The sequence below is a fragment of the Streptococcus sp. SCPM-O-B-15304 (M98) genome, assembly GCF_058200215.1.
The window spans coordinates 1-16013 of sequence record NZ_JBYQGQ010000004.1 but is presented as its reverse complement, the minus strand read 5'-3'; the positions used below and the strand labels follow the sequence as shown (position 1 = coordinate 16013).

General features: G+C 41.2%; 14 protein-coding genes and 3 pseudogenes. 12 read left to right on the top strand and 5 right to left on the bottom strand.

Annotated elements, in window-relative coordinates; all coding sequences use genetic code 11:
- Positions 1-49: 49 nt before the first annotated feature.
- Positions 50-946 carry a UTP--glucose-1-phosphate uridylyltransferase GalU gene (galU, locus tag AC3E7H_RS03265; RefSeq protein WP_001174607.1) on the bottom strand — a complete coding sequence of 299 codons (897 nt, stop codon included), beginning with the start codon at positions 944-946 and terminating at the stop codon, positions 50-52.
- Positions 947-971: 25 nt separating this feature from the next.
- Positions 972-1988: an NAD(P)H-dependent glycerol-3-phosphate dehydrogenase gene (locus AC3E7H_RS03260; protein ID WP_490676095.1), complete on the bottom strand. Its 1017-nt coding sequence runs from the start codon at positions 1986-1988 to the stop codon at positions 972-974.
- A gap of 239 nt (positions 1989-2227) precedes the next feature.
- Between AC3E7H_RS03260 and leuS the strand changes: the two genes are divergently transcribed.
- The 11 genes and pseudogenes from leuS to AC3E7H_RS03205 all read left to right on the top strand — a co-directional run.
- Positions 2228-4729 (top strand): leucine--tRNA ligase, encoded by a 2502-nt coding sequence (leuS, locus tag AC3E7H_RS03255; RefSeq protein ID WP_490676094.1) that lies wholly within the window; start codon positions 2228-2230, stop codon positions 4727-4729.
- A 183-nt stretch (positions 4730-4912) separates the two neighbouring features.
- The gene (locus tag AC3E7H_RS03250; RefSeq protein ID WP_075227850.1) at positions 4913-5368 is read left to right on the top strand and encodes a MarR family winged helix-turn-helix transcriptional regulator; all 456 of its coding nucleotides are present in this window, start codon (positions 4913-4915) and stop codon (positions 5366-5368) included.
- Between the two features lie 56 nt (positions 5369-5424).
- The gene (locus AC3E7H_RS03245) at positions 5425-6657 is read left to right on the top strand and encodes an acyl-CoA thioesterase/BAAT N-terminal domain-containing protein (RefSeq protein ID WP_485739536.1); all 1233 of its coding nucleotides are present in this window, start codon (positions 5425-5427) and stop codon (positions 6655-6657) included.
- A gap of 141 nt (positions 6658-6798) precedes the next feature.
- Positions 6799-7212, top strand: a complete 414-nt coding sequence (locus AC3E7H_RS03240) for a YjdF family protein (protein WP_490676093.1) — start codon at positions 6799-6801, stop codon at positions 7210-7212.
- A gap of 121 nt (positions 7213-7333) precedes the next feature.
- Complete coding sequence (locus AC3E7H_RS03235; protein WP_049528384.1) at positions 7334-8026, top strand: GNAT family N-acetyltransferase; 693 nt, start codon at positions 7334-7336, stop codon at positions 8024-8026.
- Positions 8027-8037: 11 nt separating this feature from the next.
- Positions 8038-8460 carry a GNAT family N-acetyltransferase gene (locus AC3E7H_RS03230; RefSeq protein WP_049528502.1) on the top strand — a complete coding sequence of 141 codons (423 nt, stop codon included), beginning with the start codon at positions 8038-8040 and terminating at the stop codon, positions 8458-8460.
- A 276-nt stretch (positions 8461-8736) separates the two neighbouring features.
- A complete protein-coding gene (locus tag AC3E7H_RS03225) occupies positions 8737-9600 on the top strand; it encodes an ABC transporter ATP-binding protein (RefSeq protein WP_490676092.1) in 864 nt (287 codons plus the stop codon).
- Positions 9600-10454, top strand: coding sequence for an ABC transporter permease (locus tag AC3E7H_RS03220; RefSeq protein ID WP_485773962.1), 855 nt, complete (start codon positions 9600-9602; stop codon positions 10452-10454). Before AC3E7H_RS03225 ends, AC3E7H_RS03220 begins: the two co-directional genes overlap by 1 nt.
- A gap of 166 nt (positions 10455-10620) precedes the next feature.
- Entirely contained in the window at positions 10621-11619 is a 999-nt protein-coding gene (gene ruvB, locus AC3E7H_RS03215) for a Holliday junction branch migration DNA helicase RuvB (RefSeq protein WP_006151318.1), read from the top strand.
- The gene (locus AC3E7H_RS03210; protein WP_490676091.1) at positions 11600-12172 is read left to right on the top strand and encodes a nucleotidyltransferase family protein; all 573 of its coding nucleotides are present in this window, start codon (positions 11600-11602) and stop codon (positions 12170-12172) included. The genes ruvB and AC3E7H_RS03210 overlap by 20 nt, the downstream gene beginning before the upstream one ends.
- A gap of 472 nt (positions 12173-12644) precedes the next feature.
- Positions 12645-12908, top strand: a pseudogene (locus AC3E7H_RS03205) (accessory Sec-dependent serine-rich glycoprotein adhesin); the annotation flags it as partial.
- Positions 12909-12922: 14 nt separating this feature from the next.
- Here AC3E7H_RS03205 and AC3E7H_RS03200 read toward each other — a convergent pair.
- Together AC3E7H_RS03200 and AC3E7H_RS03195 are read right to left on the bottom strand one after the other, a co-directional pair.
- Positions 12923-13354 (bottom strand): hypothetical protein, encoded by a 432-nt coding sequence (locus AC3E7H_RS03200; protein ID WP_490676150.1) that lies wholly within the window; start codon positions 13352-13354, stop codon positions 12923-12925.
- A 66-nt stretch (positions 13355-13420) separates the two neighbouring features.
- On the bottom strand, positions 13421-13702 hold the full coding sequence (locus tag AC3E7H_RS03195) for a hypothetical protein (RefSeq protein WP_490676149.1): 282 nt from the start codon (positions 13700-13702) through the stop codon (positions 13421-13423).
- Positions 13703-13754: 52 nt separating this feature from the next.
- Between AC3E7H_RS03195 and AC3E7H_RS03190 the strand changes: the two are divergent.
- A pseudogene (locus AC3E7H_RS03190) lies at positions 13755-14831 on the top strand (hypothetical protein); the annotation flags it as partial.
- Positions 14832-14905: 74 nt separating this feature from the next.
- Here AC3E7H_RS03190 and AC3E7H_RS03185 read toward each other — a convergent pair.
- Positions 14906-16013, bottom strand: a pseudogene (locus AC3E7H_RS03185) (adhesive domain-containing protein); the annotation flags it as partial.

Genomic DNA, 16013 nt, shown 5'->3' with positions numbered 1-16013 from the left:
ATATCAAAAAAGCCAGATTTAAGTTAAATCTGACTGTTTGACAAATTGTTTATTTTTCTCCTGAAAGTTCTTTTCCAAGATCAATCAAGTAGTCCTTCAAGTGGTCTTTGACTTGTGGGTGTTTAAGAGCGTATTCGATAGATGTCTTCATAAACCCAAATTTGTCTCCGACATCGTAACGAGAACCTTTAAACTCGCGAGCAAATACTCGTTGGGTTTTGTTAAGTGTATCGATAGCGTCTGTTAGTTGAATTTCATTTCCGGCACCTGGTTTTTGACTTTCAAGGATACCGAAAATCTCAGGTGTGAGAAGGTAACGACCGATAATAGCTAAATCACTTGGTGCGTCTTCAGGCGCTGGCTTTTCAACGAAGGTTTCAACACTGTAAAGACCGTCATTTCCTTCACCCTGAGGAGCGATAACACCGTATGAAGAAACTTCTTCATGTGGGACAGGCATTACGGCAATAGTAGAAGCATGAGTCTTCTCATAATCATTCATGAGCTGCTTGGTCAATGGCACAGCTTTGTCATCAGTGATATCCATGAGGTCATCTCCAAGCATGACCACAAAGGGTTCGTTTCCGACGAAAGCTTTGGCTTGTAAGACGGCATCTCCGAGTCCACGTGGGTGTGTTTGACGGATGAAGTGAAGGCGCATGCCAGTTGTTTCGTCAACTAGTTTCAAAAGGTCGGTTTTTCCTTTTTCCTTGAGGTTGTATTCCAACTCGAAGTTTGAGTCAAAATGATCTTCGATAGAGCGTTTTGACTTCCCTGTTACGACAAGAATATCTTCAATTCCAGATTTAAGAGCTTCTTCGACGATGAACTGGATGGTTGGTTTATCGACAATTGGCAACATTTCTTTGGCCAAAGCTTTGGTAGCAGGAAGGAAGCGAGTTCCAAGTCCTGCAGCAGGGATAACGGCTTTTCTAACTTTTTGCATCATGAGATTCCTTTCTAAATGTGGGTTAAGACCACTCGTTCTCTGCCTTGAACTCATTGCTCATGAGTTCGGAAACGGCATCCTTAATATTAACATTTTCATAAATCACTTGGTAAATGGCTTGGGTGATTGGCATATAAACTCCAAGTTCTTGCGCTAATTCGTAAGCAGCTTTGGTTGTTGAAATACCTTCAATGACCATTCCCATATTTGCCTCGATATCTGCCAAGGCTTCACCACGACCAAGAGCATCTCCAGCACGCCAGTTGCGTGAGTGGACAGAAGTACCTGTAACAATCAAATCCCCAACTCCAGAAAGACCACTGTATGTTAATGGATTTGCTCCAAGTTTAACCCCCAGACGAGTAATTTCTGCCAGACCGCGCGTGATAATAGCAGCTTTTGCATTATCACCAAATCCAAGTCCATGAAGGGCACCTGCACCAACAGCGATAATATTTTTAAGAGCACCAGCTGTTTCCACTCCGATAACATCCGTATTGGTATAAAGGCGGAAGTAGTGGTTGCTAAAGAGTTTTTGAACATATTGAGCAGTCTGTAAATCTTTAGAAGCAGCCGTAATCAAGGTGATGTCGCGCACAATCGTTTCTTCTGCGTGACTAGGACCAGATACAACCACAATTTCACTACGCAACTCTTGAGGGATTTCTTCTTCTAGAATGGTTGAAAGGCGTTTGTGACTATTTGGCTCGAGGCCTTTTGAAGCATGCATGACAACCACTTTATGATCCAAAACAGCAGCCACTTGTTGAGCTACCAATCTGGTCACCTTGGTTGGCACCACAAACAATACAGCATCAACCCCCTTTAAGGTTTCTGCCAAATCATGATAGGCAACAATTTTATCGTCTAATACAGTATCCTTAAAATAGCGTTTGTTAGTATGTTGTGTATTAATTTCATCAATTTGGTCAGGAATATTTCCCCAGATACGTACTTGGTGTCCGTTGTCATTTAGAACTTGTGACAGCGCAGTACCCCATGAACCAGGCCCTAAAACAGCGATGGTTTGTTTGTCCATATTTTCCTCCTTCTGAGAAAGCACTTTCCTATATTCTACCATAAAAAGCCCTATCTTGCATCTATAGAATTCATTAAGAAATTTTTGTCAGACTATTTATGTATCTGAGAAAGAAATTGAAAAAATGACAGTAGAATAATAGGGTGTTCATAGGTCAAAACAATAAAATCACGAAAAGAGAAACAATATTTCCCCTAAAAATGGTATAATAGGAGCATCACGAAAATTGGAGAGACGCTATGAGTTTTTACAATCATAAAGAAATCGAGCCTAAGTGGCAAAAATACTGGGCTGACAATCACACTTTTAAGACAGGAACAGACGCTTCAAAACCTAAGTTTTATGCGCTTGATATGTTCCCTTACCCATCTGGAGCGGGTCTTCACGTAGGACACCCAGAAGGTTACACAGCGACTGATATCCTCAGCCGTTTTAAACGTGCGCAAGGCTACAATGTCCTTCACCCAATGGGATGGGATGCTTTTGGTTTGCCTGCAGAGCAATACGCTATGGATACAGGTAATGACCCAGCAGAATTTACAGCGGAAAATATTGCCAACTTCAAACGCCAAATCAATGCGCTTGGATTTTCTTATGACTGGGATCGTGAAGTCAATACAACAGATCCAAACTACTATAAGTGGACTCAATGGATTTTCACTAAGCTTTACGAAAAAGGCTTGGCCTATGAAGCGGAAGTACCAGTCAACTGGGTGGAGGAATTGGGAACAGCCATCGCCAACGAAGAAGTCCTTCCTGACGGAACATCTGAGCGTGGAGGCTATCCAGTTGTCCGCAAACCAATGCGCCAATGGATGCTTAAAATCACGGCTTATGCAGAGCGCTTGCTCAACGACTTGGATGACCTGGACTGGCCAGAGTCTATCAAGGACATGCAACGCAACTGGATTGGAAAATCAACTGGTGCTAATGTCACCTTCAAAGTAAAAGGAACAGATAAGGAATTCACTGTCTTTACGACACGTCCAGATACCCTTTTTGGTGCGACCTTCACTGTTTTGGCGCCTGAGCATGACTTAGTAGATGCCATCACAAGTCCTGAACAAGCTGAGGCTGTAGCTGCCTACAAACACCAAGCCAGCCTCAAGTCTGACTTGGCTCGTACCGACCTTGCTAAGGAAAAAACAGGGGTTTGGACTGGAGCTTATGCTGTCAACCCGGTTAACGGTAAAGAAATCCCAATCTGGATTGCCGACTACGTTCTTTCTAGTTATGGAACAGGTGCTGTCATGGCTGTTCCTGCCCACGACCAACGTGACTGGGAATTTGCCAAACAATTTGACCTACCAATCGTAGAAGTGCTGGAAGGTGGAAATGTAGCAGAAGCTGCTTACACAGAAGATGGCCTTCACGTCAACTCTGACTTCTTGAACGGTCTTAACAAAGAAGATGCTATTGCCAAGATTGTGGCTTGGCTGGAAGAAAAAGGCTGTGGTCAAGAGAAGGTAACTTACCGTCTCCGCGACTGGCTCTTTAGCCGTCAACGTTACTGGGGTGAGCCAATTCCAATTATTCATTGGGAAGATGGAACTTCAACAGCTGTTCCAGAAAGTGAACTCCCACTTGTCTTGCCAGTAACCAAGGACATCCGCCCTTCAGGTACTGGTGAAAGCCCATTGGCCAACCTGACAGACTGGCTGGAAGTGACTCGTGAGGATGGTGTCAAAGGTCGTCGTGAAACCAACACCATGCCACAATGGGCAGGTTCAAGCTGGTACTACCTCCGCTATATCGATCCACACAACACTGAGAAATTGGCTGATGAGGACCTCCTCAAACAATGGTTGCCAGTCGATATCTACGTGGGTGGTGCAGAACACGCCGTTCTTCACTTGCTTTACGCTCGTTTCTGGCATAAATTCCTCTATGACCTTGGTGTCGTTCCAACTAAAGAACCATTCCAAAAACTCTTTAACCAAGGAATGATTTTGGGAACAAGCTACCGTGACCACCGTGGGGCTCTTGTGGCAACTGACAAGGTTGAAAAACGTGACGGTTCCTTCTTCCATGTGGAAACAGGGGAAGAGTTGGAGCAAGCACCAGCCAAGATGTCTAAATCTCTCAAGAACGTTGTCAACCCAGACGATGTGGTGGAACAATACGGTGCCGATACCCTTCGTGTCTATGAAATGTTTATGGGACCACTCGATGCTTCCATCGCTTGGTCTGAAGAAGGTCTGGAAGGAAGCCGTAAATTCCTTGACCGTGTTTACCGTTTGATTACAAGTAAAGAAATCGTTGCGGAAAACAATGGCGCTCTTGACAAGGTTTACAACGAAACCGTTAAATCTGTTACAGAGCAAATCGAGTCTATGAAATTCAACACAGCCATTGCCCAACTCATGGTCTTTGTCAATGCAGCAAACAAGGAAGACAAACTCTATGTAGACTACGCCAAAGGATTTATCCAATTGATCGCCCCATTTGCACCTCACTTGGCAGAAGAACTCTGGCAAACAGTCGCAGCAACAGGTGAGTCTATCTCTTACGTGACTTGGCCAACATGGGACGAAAGCAAATTGGTTGAAGACGAAGTCGAAATCGTTGTCCAAATCAAAGGAAAAGTCCGTGCTAAACTTATGGTCGCGAAGGACCTTTCTCGCGAAGAATTGCAAGAAGTGGCTCTGGCTAACGACAAAGTTAAGGCAGAGATTGATGGCAAAGAAATTGTGAAAGTGATTGCGGTACCGAATAAATTAGTTAACATTGTTGTTAAATAACCAATTTATTTGCTCATTTGCAACCTCAAACAGTTCCCCAAACTGTTTGAGCCAACTAAACTCGTAAATATCGTAACGAAATAAATTTAAAAGTCCTTCAGAGTTCAGCTCTGGAGGTTTTTTTAGGCTCAGCTTGACAATACATAGCATTTTTGTTAATATCATTAACAAAAGAGAGACGCTATGAGTAAGAAAGAACTGCATAAGTTTAATAATCGTTTTAACAGCTTTGCTTTAGCTTTTGAACAGTTGAAAAAAGCTCAGCATAGGAACAGTATTGATAAATCAATCACTATTAATGAAGTCCATTTGATCGACCTGATAGGTCGCAATCAGCCTGTGAATCTAGTGAAATTATCTGAGTTACTTGAAGTGTCTAGGAGTGCTATTACTCAGAGTGTTAGACGTTTAACCAAGAAAGACCTCGTTGCTTTTAAATTTGCATCGGATAATGAAAAAAATAAATATCTGATATTATCCAAAAAAGGTGTTGACGTTTTTAATATCCATAAAGAGCAGCAAGAACATATTGAAAAGGCCATTTTTTCAGTTTTAAGAAACTATAGTGAGGAGGATCTTCAAATGGTTATGAAACTGATGGATGATGTTGAACAGGTATGGCAAGAATTGCCGTGGTAAAAATCACGGTAATTTTAAAACTATATTGTTAATTATATTAACAAAAAGAGGAAGATATGAATATACAAATTGAACTGATCTCAGAGTCTGATTTAGCAGACGAATCTTTTAATATTGTCATCGATGGCTTAAAACCAAGAGAAACCTATCGAGTCGAAATGTATTTATCTGATTATTATTGTATCAATGCTCCGATGCTTTTAGCTCATGATGTTTTATGGAAATCAACAGCGACTTTTGTATCAGATAAGAATGGTATTATTGATATTTCACAAACTCCATCTTGTTCTGGCTCTTATGAAGATATTGTAACAATGGGGTTATTCTTTAATGCCAAGCCCCTGACCAATAGGAAAAAGAAACTTCCAAACTCTCTTTCTAAAATTCCCTTATTAGATCACTTTTTTGTGGAAATCAAAATTATACAAGGTAATACTGTCGTCGCAGAGAGAACTTTCACAAGACATTACATGAGTTCGCAAATTAGTCATCAAGATATTTACGGGAAACATTTTCAAGGGAGACTCTTTTATGATAAAAAGGCAATAAGAGCACCAGCATTGATTATTGTGAGCGGTAGTGAAGGAAGGATTGAAAAGGCACAGAATATAGCTCAGCTTCTATCTTCTAGAGGTTATATTTGCCTAGCAGTTGCCTACTTTGGTTTAGAGGGGTTGCCAAAACATTTGGAACGTATTCCTTTAGAGTGCCTTGTGGAAGCAAAGGATTATCTACGTCAGCATCATCAAGTAGATAGTGAAAGAATTGGAATCTATGGACGTTCTAAGGGAGCAGAGTTAGTTTTAGCTGAGGAGAGCATTTTTAATGACGTTCAATGTTTGGTACTAAATTCACCCTCTGATGTGGTGTATGAAGGGATAGAAGGGAAATGGAACTCCCATACTTCTTCTTGGACGTATTTGCAAAGAGAACTTCCCTATCAAAAGTTTCGATTTAGAGATTATCTGTTTAGTAAACTTTTTAGAAAAAGCTTCCCTAAAGATCGTACTGCTAAGATAGATATTGGTCAAATGCATTCACCAATCTTATTGCTCGGAAGTACTGTTGATGAAATATGGGATGCCTCGTCAGCAATTGATGATATCGTCTCAGATTATAAAGGACACCACATTACATTTAAAAAGTATCATGAAACAGGTCACATGTTGACAGTGGCTTATCAACCAAATCACCGTTATCGAAAAGATTGGCGTTTATTGATGAGAGAGAGTAAGGATTCTTGGCTAGCTACGATTCATTTTTTTGATAGGCATTTGAAGAAGAAATAAAAATAGATTATAAATATGCTATAATAGTTCCAACTAAGATAAAAACACAGTTCTGGTTGGTAGTCCAGACGCAGGCAAGCCTGTCAGTAACCTTCCTCCTTGGTTGTCCATTCTTAGGGATAGATTTAAGGAGGTGCTGTCGTGGAAACAATTTCAATTGGATTGACAGTTTATTTTGAAGATGGATTTTGGCATGGTTTGTTCGAACAAGTGTATCGAGAAACTTATCAAGTTTGTCGTGTGACATTTGGTCAGGAGCCAAAAGATGATGAAATTCTAGAGATGTTACAGACTCAGTTTACTCAATTATCTTTTAGTCCAGAAACTACAGTTAAGCAACATGTAAAAATCAAGAATCCTAAACGATTACAGCGAATGGTGAGGAAACAAGTAAATCAAAAAGTTTCTTCTAAGTCGAAAGAACTATTGCAGTTGCAGTATGAGGCAAGGAAAAAGATTTCAAAACATCAATCTAGTGTCCAAAAACAATTGTTCAAACAAGAGAAATTTGAACGCAAACAGCAAAAACGTAGAGAGAAGCACAAGGGGCATTAACTCACTCGTTTCCATATTTGATCAATCCTCCATAAAGTGGAGGATTTTTTGTAGATTACCTGTGAGATGTGATATACTATTCACATCTTTAAACTTATAAGAGTGAGATAAGGAGAAAACTATGCCAGTAAATGAATATGGTCAGATGATTGGTGAACCTGTAGACGATACACCTGGAGTTTTACCGTCGCTTGTACGGATAGAAGGACAGTATACGATTATCGAAGCTCTGTCAGTGGAAAAGCATGCGGAGGATTTGCTGGCTGTTTATGGCCCAGATACCCCTCGTGACATGTGGACCTATCTCTTTCAACCACCAGTAGAAAATCTTGAAGAATTAATTGTTGCTTTAAAGCAGATGATTGAGCGCAAGGATCGCTTCTATTATGCGATTATTGATAAAGCGACTGGAAAGGCGCTGGGGACTTTTTCTCTCATGCGTATTGACCAAGCTAATCGCGTGGTTGAAGTTGGCGCGGTGACCTTTTCGCCGGCTCTTAAACAGACCAGGATGGGAACAGAAGCCCACTATTTGCTTGCTCGTTATGTCTTTGAAGAGCTTAACTATCGCCGTTATGAGTGGAAATGTGATGCGCTAAATCTACCTTCTAGAAAAGCAGCAGAACGTTTGGGATTTATCTACGAAGGTACTTTCCGTCAAGCGGTTATTTATAAAGGGCGTACCAGAGACACGGACTGGATGTCTATGATTGATAAGGACTGGCCAAGGGTTAAAGCTCGTTTTGAATCGTGGTTGAGTCCAGATAATTTTGATGAAAATGGGGAACAGTTGAAATCCCTTAGAGAATGTTAGAAAGGTTTGCTATGATTAATATTACAAAAGAATCCTCTGTTTCAGTTGATGACGTTTTACCGCTCTACCAGGCAGTTGGTTGGACAAATTATACCAATCAGCCCCAAATGTTGGCTCAGGCTCTGACTCATTCACTGGCCATTTATCTAGCACGTGATGGTGAGAAAATCGTTGGTTTAGTGCGTTTGGTTGGAGACGGATTTTCATCCGTTTTTGTCCAGGATTTGATTGTTTTGCCTAGCTATCAGCGCCAAGGGATTGGAAGTTCTATGATGAAAGAAGCCTTAGCTGACTATAAGGGTGCCTACCAAGTACAACTAGCGACTGAACAGACAGAAAAAACATTGGGGTTTTACCGTTCTCTGGGGTTTGAAACCTTATCTACTTACGATTGTACAGGAATGATTTGGGTGGATCGAAAAAAATTAAAATAATTTTTTTATCTTAAGTTAACTTTAAGTTTACTCATGTATCATGTAATCATTAAGTAAAGACCTCCTAACTTTATTTAATAGAAATCCTAAACTTTTCTTTTTCATAATAATCTCCCTAAAGAAGCCACCAAATCAGGTGGCTTTTTTTATGTTCAAATGCAGAAGTTTTAAGGTAGAATTGACCATATAATCATCTATTTCGACCACATAGCACCAAACTATATTTTTTCTTTTTCCTTTTTGTTAAACTGAGAGTGTGAAAAGGAGGAAAGAAATATGATTTTACAAGCAAAAGGTCTCACTAAGAACTATGGAGACCATATAGCAGTTAGAAATATAAATTTAGAGTTTAAAAAAGGAAGTTTTAACGCAATCTTAGGACCTAATGGGGCTGGCAAATCGACCACGATTTCAATGTTAATCGGACTTAAACGAGCAACTAATGGTCAAATCATCTATGCGCCCAATACTAGGATTGGAGTTGTTTTTCAAGCAAGTGTATTGGATGAAAAGTTGACAGTCAAAGAAAACCTAGCCATTCGTGCCCAGCAGTATAAGGGGATTAAAGGTGGTCGTGTGGAAGATTTAATCAATCAACTAGGGTTGACTGCTTTTCAGAAACAACTTTATGGAACTTTATCAGGAGGACAGAAACGTCGAGTTGACATTGCTCGGGCTCTCCTATCCAATCCCGATATTTTATTTCTAGATGAGCCTACGACTGGACTAGATATTCAGACTCGCAAATCCATTTGGGATTTATTGTATCGTCTACAAAGAGATGAAGGGATGACTATTATCTTAACGACTCATTATCTGGATGAAGCAGATGAGGCAGATCAACTTTATATTATAGATCATGGAAAGGTTATTGCCCAAGGTTCTGCTGCTGAGATTAAAAGTGAGTACGCTTCCAATCTTTTAAAAATTTGTTTTAAAGACAAGCAGGTGGAGAAATTCTTACCTAAAAATATGCCTGTGGAAAAGGAAAATGAGTTTGAGTATAGTCTTTATCCTAAGAGCCAATTGGAAGCTATTGATTATTTGACCCAAGTTCGTGAGAAGATTGCTAGCTTTGAATTTCGTCCAGGAACTATGGATGATGCCTTCATAGCCCTTACAGGAAGAGAGGTGCGCTAATGTTAGCCTTATTAAAACGTGATTTTTTATTGTATTTTCGTAATCGTTCAGGAGTCTTTTTCTCATTACTGGGAGCTTTGATTTCCTTTCTACTCTATATCATTTTTTTGCAGAAAAATTTGATGGATGCCTGGTCCCAACTTCCTGATAATAAGAGCCTTTTAAATAACTGGCTGATGGGTGGAACCTTGGCTGTGACTGGGATTACAACCAGTTTTACAGCTTTGTCCCAGATGGTACAAGACCGTGAAAATCAAGTGGATCAGGATCTCTTTTTGACAGACTTAGGGAGCTGGGGCTTGCAACTGTCTTATCTTATTAGTAGCCTTATCATTTCCTTTGTTATGCAAGCCTTTATGCTTATTGTTATGAGCCTTTATTTTCAAGAAATTCCAGCTATGAGTAAGCTATTTGAAATAAGTTTAATCATGCTGCTAAGTAGTCTCCTTTCAACATTGGTAAATGTACTCTTGATTTATCATTTCCAGTCAGTAGATAGTCTGGGTAAATTGGCTACCATTGTAGGTACAGCTTCAGGATTTTTAGTAGGAACTTATGTACCAATGGGAATTCTTCCTAACTTCGCTCAAGTTCTCATGAAGTGCACACCAGCTACCTATCTTGCTTCTCTCTATAGACAGGTCTTAATGAAGGAGCAATTAGAAACTACATTTATGGGGAATAGTAGCTTATTAGAAGAGTTTCAAGAAAAATTAGGAATCCGGCTTAACTGGCAGAACCTTTTAACAAAGGAAGAAACATACTTAATAGTGGTGAGTATCTGCCTCTTAACTTTTCTGCTTTGGCTAGTAGTAGTTAAAATCTCTAGCAAAAAAATTAAATTTATAGGTTAAGCTAACTTTAAGTTTACTCATGTATCATGTAATCATTAAGTAAAGACCTCCTAACTTTATTTAATAGAAATCCTAAACTTTTCTTTTTCATAATAATCTCCCTAAAGAAGCCACCAAATCAGGTGGCTTTTTTGTTTGTGGGCTGGATTTTTGCTATAATAGGAGCATGAGTAGAATTTTAGATAATGAAATCATGGGTGATGAAGAGTTAGTAGAGCGTACCCTTCGTCCCCAATATTTACGTGAATATATCGGACAAGACAAGGTCAAAGATCAGCTTCAAATCTTTATCGAAGCAGCAAAAATGCGTGATGAGGCGCTGGACCATGTTCTTTTGTTTGGCCCTCCAGGTCTCGGGAAAACAACCATGGCTTTTGTCATTGCCAATGAACTGGGAGTCAATCTCAAGCAAACGTCTGGTCCTGTCATTGAAAAAGCAGGTGATTTGGTAGCGATTTTGAATGACTTGGAACCAGGAGATGTACTCTTTATAGACGAGATTCATCGCTTGCCCATGTCGGTAGAAGAGGTACTATACAGTGCCATGGAAGACTTCTACATTGACATCATGATTGGTGCAGGAGAAGCTAGCCGTAGTGTCCATCTAGATTTGCCACCTTTTACCTTGATTGGGGCAACGACACGAGCTGGGATGCTTTCAAATCCTCTCCGTGCCCGTTTTGGGATTACAGGCCATATGGAATACTATACCCATGATGACTTGACAGAGATTGTCGAGCGGACAGCAGATATCTTTGAGATGGAAATCACTCATGAAGCTGCATCTGAGTTAGCTTTACGCAGTCGTGGAACTCCTCGTATCGCCAATCGTCTCCTCAAGCGCGTGCGTGACTTTGCCCAAATTATGGGCGATGGCTTGATTGATGATGTGATTACGGACAAGGCCTTGACTATGCTGGATGTAGACCATGAAGGCTTGGACTATGTGGACCAGAAAATCCTTCGCACCATGATTGAGATGTACGGTGGGGGTCCTGTCGGTCTAGGTACTCTTTCGGTTAATATTGCGGAAGAGCGTGAGACGGTAGAGGATATGTATGAACCTTACCTGATCCAGAAAGGTTTTATCATGCGAACTCGTTCAGGACGGGTGGCGACGGCCAAGGCTTATGAGCATTTGGGGTATGAATATATTGAAAAATGAGACTGAAATTTTAGACTCTTTCAGAGAAAATCCTGAAATGATGGCTATTTTGACCATCATCCGTGACCTGGAATTAAATGATTCCTGGTTAGCAGCTGGTTCGGTTCGAAATTTTATCTGGAATCTCTTATCAGACAAGTCAGCTTTTGATCGTGATACGGATGTGGATGTGATTTTCTTTGACCCAGACGTGAGTTACGAAGAAACGCTGGCTATAGAAAGTAAGTTGAGAGAGGATTTTCCCCAGTATCAATGGGAGCTGAAGAATCAAGTATATATGCATCAGCATAGTCCCCATACGCCTCCCTATGTGAATTCCTGTGATGCCATGAGTAAATATCCTGAATGTTGTACGGCGATAGGTCTTCGCTTGCATTCTGATGCAACTTTGGAGCTCTTTGCCCCTTATGGTTTGGAAGATATTTTGAACTTTCAGGTTGCTCCGACCCCTCATTTCTTAGAAAATGAAGACCGGATGAAGCTCTATCAAAAACGTTTATCTAAGAAAAACTGGCAAGAAAAATGGAAAAATCTTACATTTAAAATAACTTAAGGAAACTTTAAGTTAGGAGTTGTATACTTATCTCAGAAGTTAAGAAGACCTTAACTTTAACTCCTAAAACTTTTTCATAATAATCTCCCTATAAAAATTAAGTCGCCCAATCAGGTGGCTTTTTTTGATGGATCGAAAAAGCGCCATATCCGTATATAACTTTTCAAAATATATTATTTATGTCTGTAAAGGAATTTATAACTTAGTATTTCTAAAAAATACGAACCTTATAATACATTTTGTTCTACATATATAGAAAGTGACTCTGGTGTTTAGTATTAATATATATTTTTGTTAAAATGTTTGGACAATAGGGATTAGAGTGTGCTATAATAAAGTGTTTAAGAAAATAACCCTGTCCGAATTTTTAAACAAAATAACATCGGTTAATATATTTAACGAAAGACTAGAGCTTTAAATTGAAGACTGATTTTAAGTTTAATTATTTTGATGGTTTGTTTTTTTAGAAAAAATGAACTTAAGGAGAAATTTCATGTTTTTTAGACGTCAAGAAGGACGGTATAGAGAAACTGATCGTGTTACCCGATATAAGTTGATCAAGTCGGGTAAACATTGGTTGCGCGCCTCAACGTCACTATTTGGCTTGTTTAAAGTTTTACGTGGTGGTATTGATACAGCCCAAGTTACGACTGAAGTGGTAGAAGATCGTGTATCAACTTCCATAACAGGATTAGATATCCTCAAGGGGATAGCCGCCGCAGGGGCGGTGGTTGGTGGTGGAGTTGCTACTCACACGCAAGTCCATGCCAATGAACAGGTTGCTGTAGAGAAGGTGGTTGATGGAACTGACAACTTAGTCACTTCTGACCAAGCTGTCTTGGGAACTGTAAAGAAAGATGATGAGCAACAAGCTTCTGTTTCAACATCGAACTCTATCAGTGAGAGTCTCTCAATCTCTGCTTCTACAAGTGCCTCGATTTCGGCCTCAACAAGTGCATCAGAGTCCGTAAGTGCTTTAACCTCAGCTAGCACGAGTGCCAGTGTATCATCTTCAACTTCTGCTAGTACCTCATCTTCATTGAGTGGTTCTACCTCAGCCTCAGCTAGTACTTCGACTGTTGCAGACAGTTCTCTCTCTGAGGCTTCGCATGTAGAAGGTTCACAGACGGCTACTAGCGAAGATGCTATCAGTAATGACGGAGCATCCGGAGCTACAGTCAAGGCTAGCGATGTTCAGGTCAACCCTAGCCTTTCTAGTGCTCTGTCAACTGCAGAAAACTTCACAAGTCAAAACGCGAGTCTGACAGCTACGACAACAACCACTCTTGCTGCAAGTGCAGATGCTGTTTCAACTGCTAAGAAGACAGAAGAAAATCGTAAAAAACTTGCGAAACTATCAGCTGAAATGGGTGAATATCTAGCTAAAGCTGCTGGTCTACCAAATACCGATTCAGCTATCACTAAGGTGAATGCTGCTGTAGTAGAGATTGAAAAAGCACTTGCAGATCCAACTGGTGATTTGACAGCAGTCGTACAGAGGGCAACTTCGGCTCGTAACTCTATCGCCAATGCTGTTTTGCGTGCAAATTCAGGTCAGCGTGATAGCCGTAATGGACAGGCAATGCCGACAGGGGAAAATCTCAGAGGCTTTGCACCTGTAACGCTAAATCAGCATACGACAGCTGAACTTGTTGAGGGAACGTTTGCAAGCAGTAATCGTGAGGTCCTTTGGCGTATCAATATGCATTCGCAGAGTCCGCTTAACTACGCAGGTCTGATCGCACAAGTGGATAAAAATACAACCATCACTCGAGTTCTTTTCAATGGAGAAGCGATGGAAAAACGTGGTGGTTCTGGAAATGAGTATGTCTTTAATAAGCGACATGATTTGAATAGAAACTTAGATGCGACTATTTTAATCTATGCAACGGTGAATAATAATTCTAGTGAAGCTACTTTGAGTGCCCAGGTGGCTACAAGTAGTAGACCGTTCGAAAGCGCTTCAACTGCTGGAAACTATACCCGAGTAATGAATGGTAGGGTTCCAACAGGAACAGGTCAGCGATTGGGCAGTAAACCACCATCTATTAAATTACCAAAAGAGATTACCTATTATAATGACGATAATATCGAAACTGTAAATATGCCAATGAGTGATGATGTCGGGATGACGCGCCTAGATGCTGCCAAAAATAATCCGGTCATTACTGGCTTGAGTGCACCTAACTATCCAGCAACTAGCAGAAATGGTTTTGGAGATCTTGGAACATATGATAGATATGGTAAGTTTACAGGATACCAGACATCATATAATGTACAAATTGTTGGGATGATTGGTCGAAATAACGGAATAGGAAAACCTGGTCGTGCAGATGGAGCTTGGGAACCGTATAAACCTGGTGCATATGTTCTTGAATATACAGTGAAAGATACTGACAATCAAACCGATACAGCTCGAATGACTGTTCGTATCAAAGGCTTCAATGAACGTCAAGATCCTGTTAGTGGCGCGACAGTAGATGTTAAAAATCCTTCCGCACTAACACAAAAAGAAAAGGATCAAGTTCTTGAAAACTTTAAGCAGGCCAATACAAAGATTCTTTCGAGCACAGATTATGTAAAAGGTAAAGAAATTGGTTCGCTTGCTGTATCTGATAGTGGTGTGATTACAGTTACTTACCGTGATAAGACAGTAGATACTGTGAAAAGTAGCTTGAAGGACTTGACGTCTGAAAGTATCTCAGTTAGCAAGTCTATTTCTACAGCTGCGAGTCAAAGTGCCTCAGTAAGTACAAGTGCCTCAAAATCAGCTTCAACAAGTGCGAGCCAAAGTGCTTCAACAAGTGCATCTAAGTCAGCGTCGACAAGTGCAAGCCAAAGTGCTTCAACAAGCGCATCTAAGTCAGCGTCGACAAGTGCAAGCCAAAGTGCTTCAACAAGCGCATCTAAGTCAGCGTCGACAAGTGTGAGCCGAAGTGCCTCAACAAGCGCATCTAAGTCAGCGTCGACAAGTGCGAGCCAAAGTGCCTCAACAAGCGCGTCTAAGTCGGCGTCGACAAGTGCAAGCCGAAGTACTTCAACAAGTGCGTCTAAGTCAGCGTCGACAAGTGCAAGCCAAAGTGCCTCAACAAGTGCATCTAAGTCAGCATCGACAAGTGCAAGCCGAAGTGCTTCAACAAGCGCGTCTAAGTCAGCGTCGACAAGTGCAAGCCAAAGTGCCTCAACAAGTGCATCTAAGTCAGCGTCGACAAGTGCAAGCCGAAGTGCTTCGACAAGCGCATCTAAGTCAGCGTCGACAAGTGTGAGCCGAAGTGCCTCAACAAGCGCGTCTAAGTCGGCGTCGACAAGTGCAAGCCGAAGTGCTTCAACAAGTGCGTCTAAGTCAGCGTCGACAAGTGCAAGCCAAAGTGCCTCAACAAGTGCATCTAAGTCAGCGTCGACAAGTGCAAGCCGAAGTGCTTCAACAAGCGCGTCTAAGTCAGCGTCGACAAGTGCGAGCCAAAGTGCCTCAACAAGTGCAAGCACATCAGCAAGCACGTCAGCTTCAACAAGCGCGTCTAAGTCAGCGTCGACAAGTGCAAGCCAAAGTGCCTCAACAAGTGCATCTAAGTCAGCGTCGACAAGTTCAAGCCGAAGTGCTTCAACAAGCGCATCTAAGTCAGCGTCAACAAGCGCAAGCACATCAGCTTCAACGAGCGCAAGTACATCGGCTAGCACGTCGGCTTCAACAAGTGCAAGTACGTCAGCAAGCACGTCAGCATCAACGAGCGCAAGTACATCGGCTAGCACGTCGGCTTCAACAAGTGCAAGTACGTCAGCAAGCACATCAGCTTCAACAAGTGCAAGCACGTCAGCTTCAACAAGTGCAAGCACATCAGCT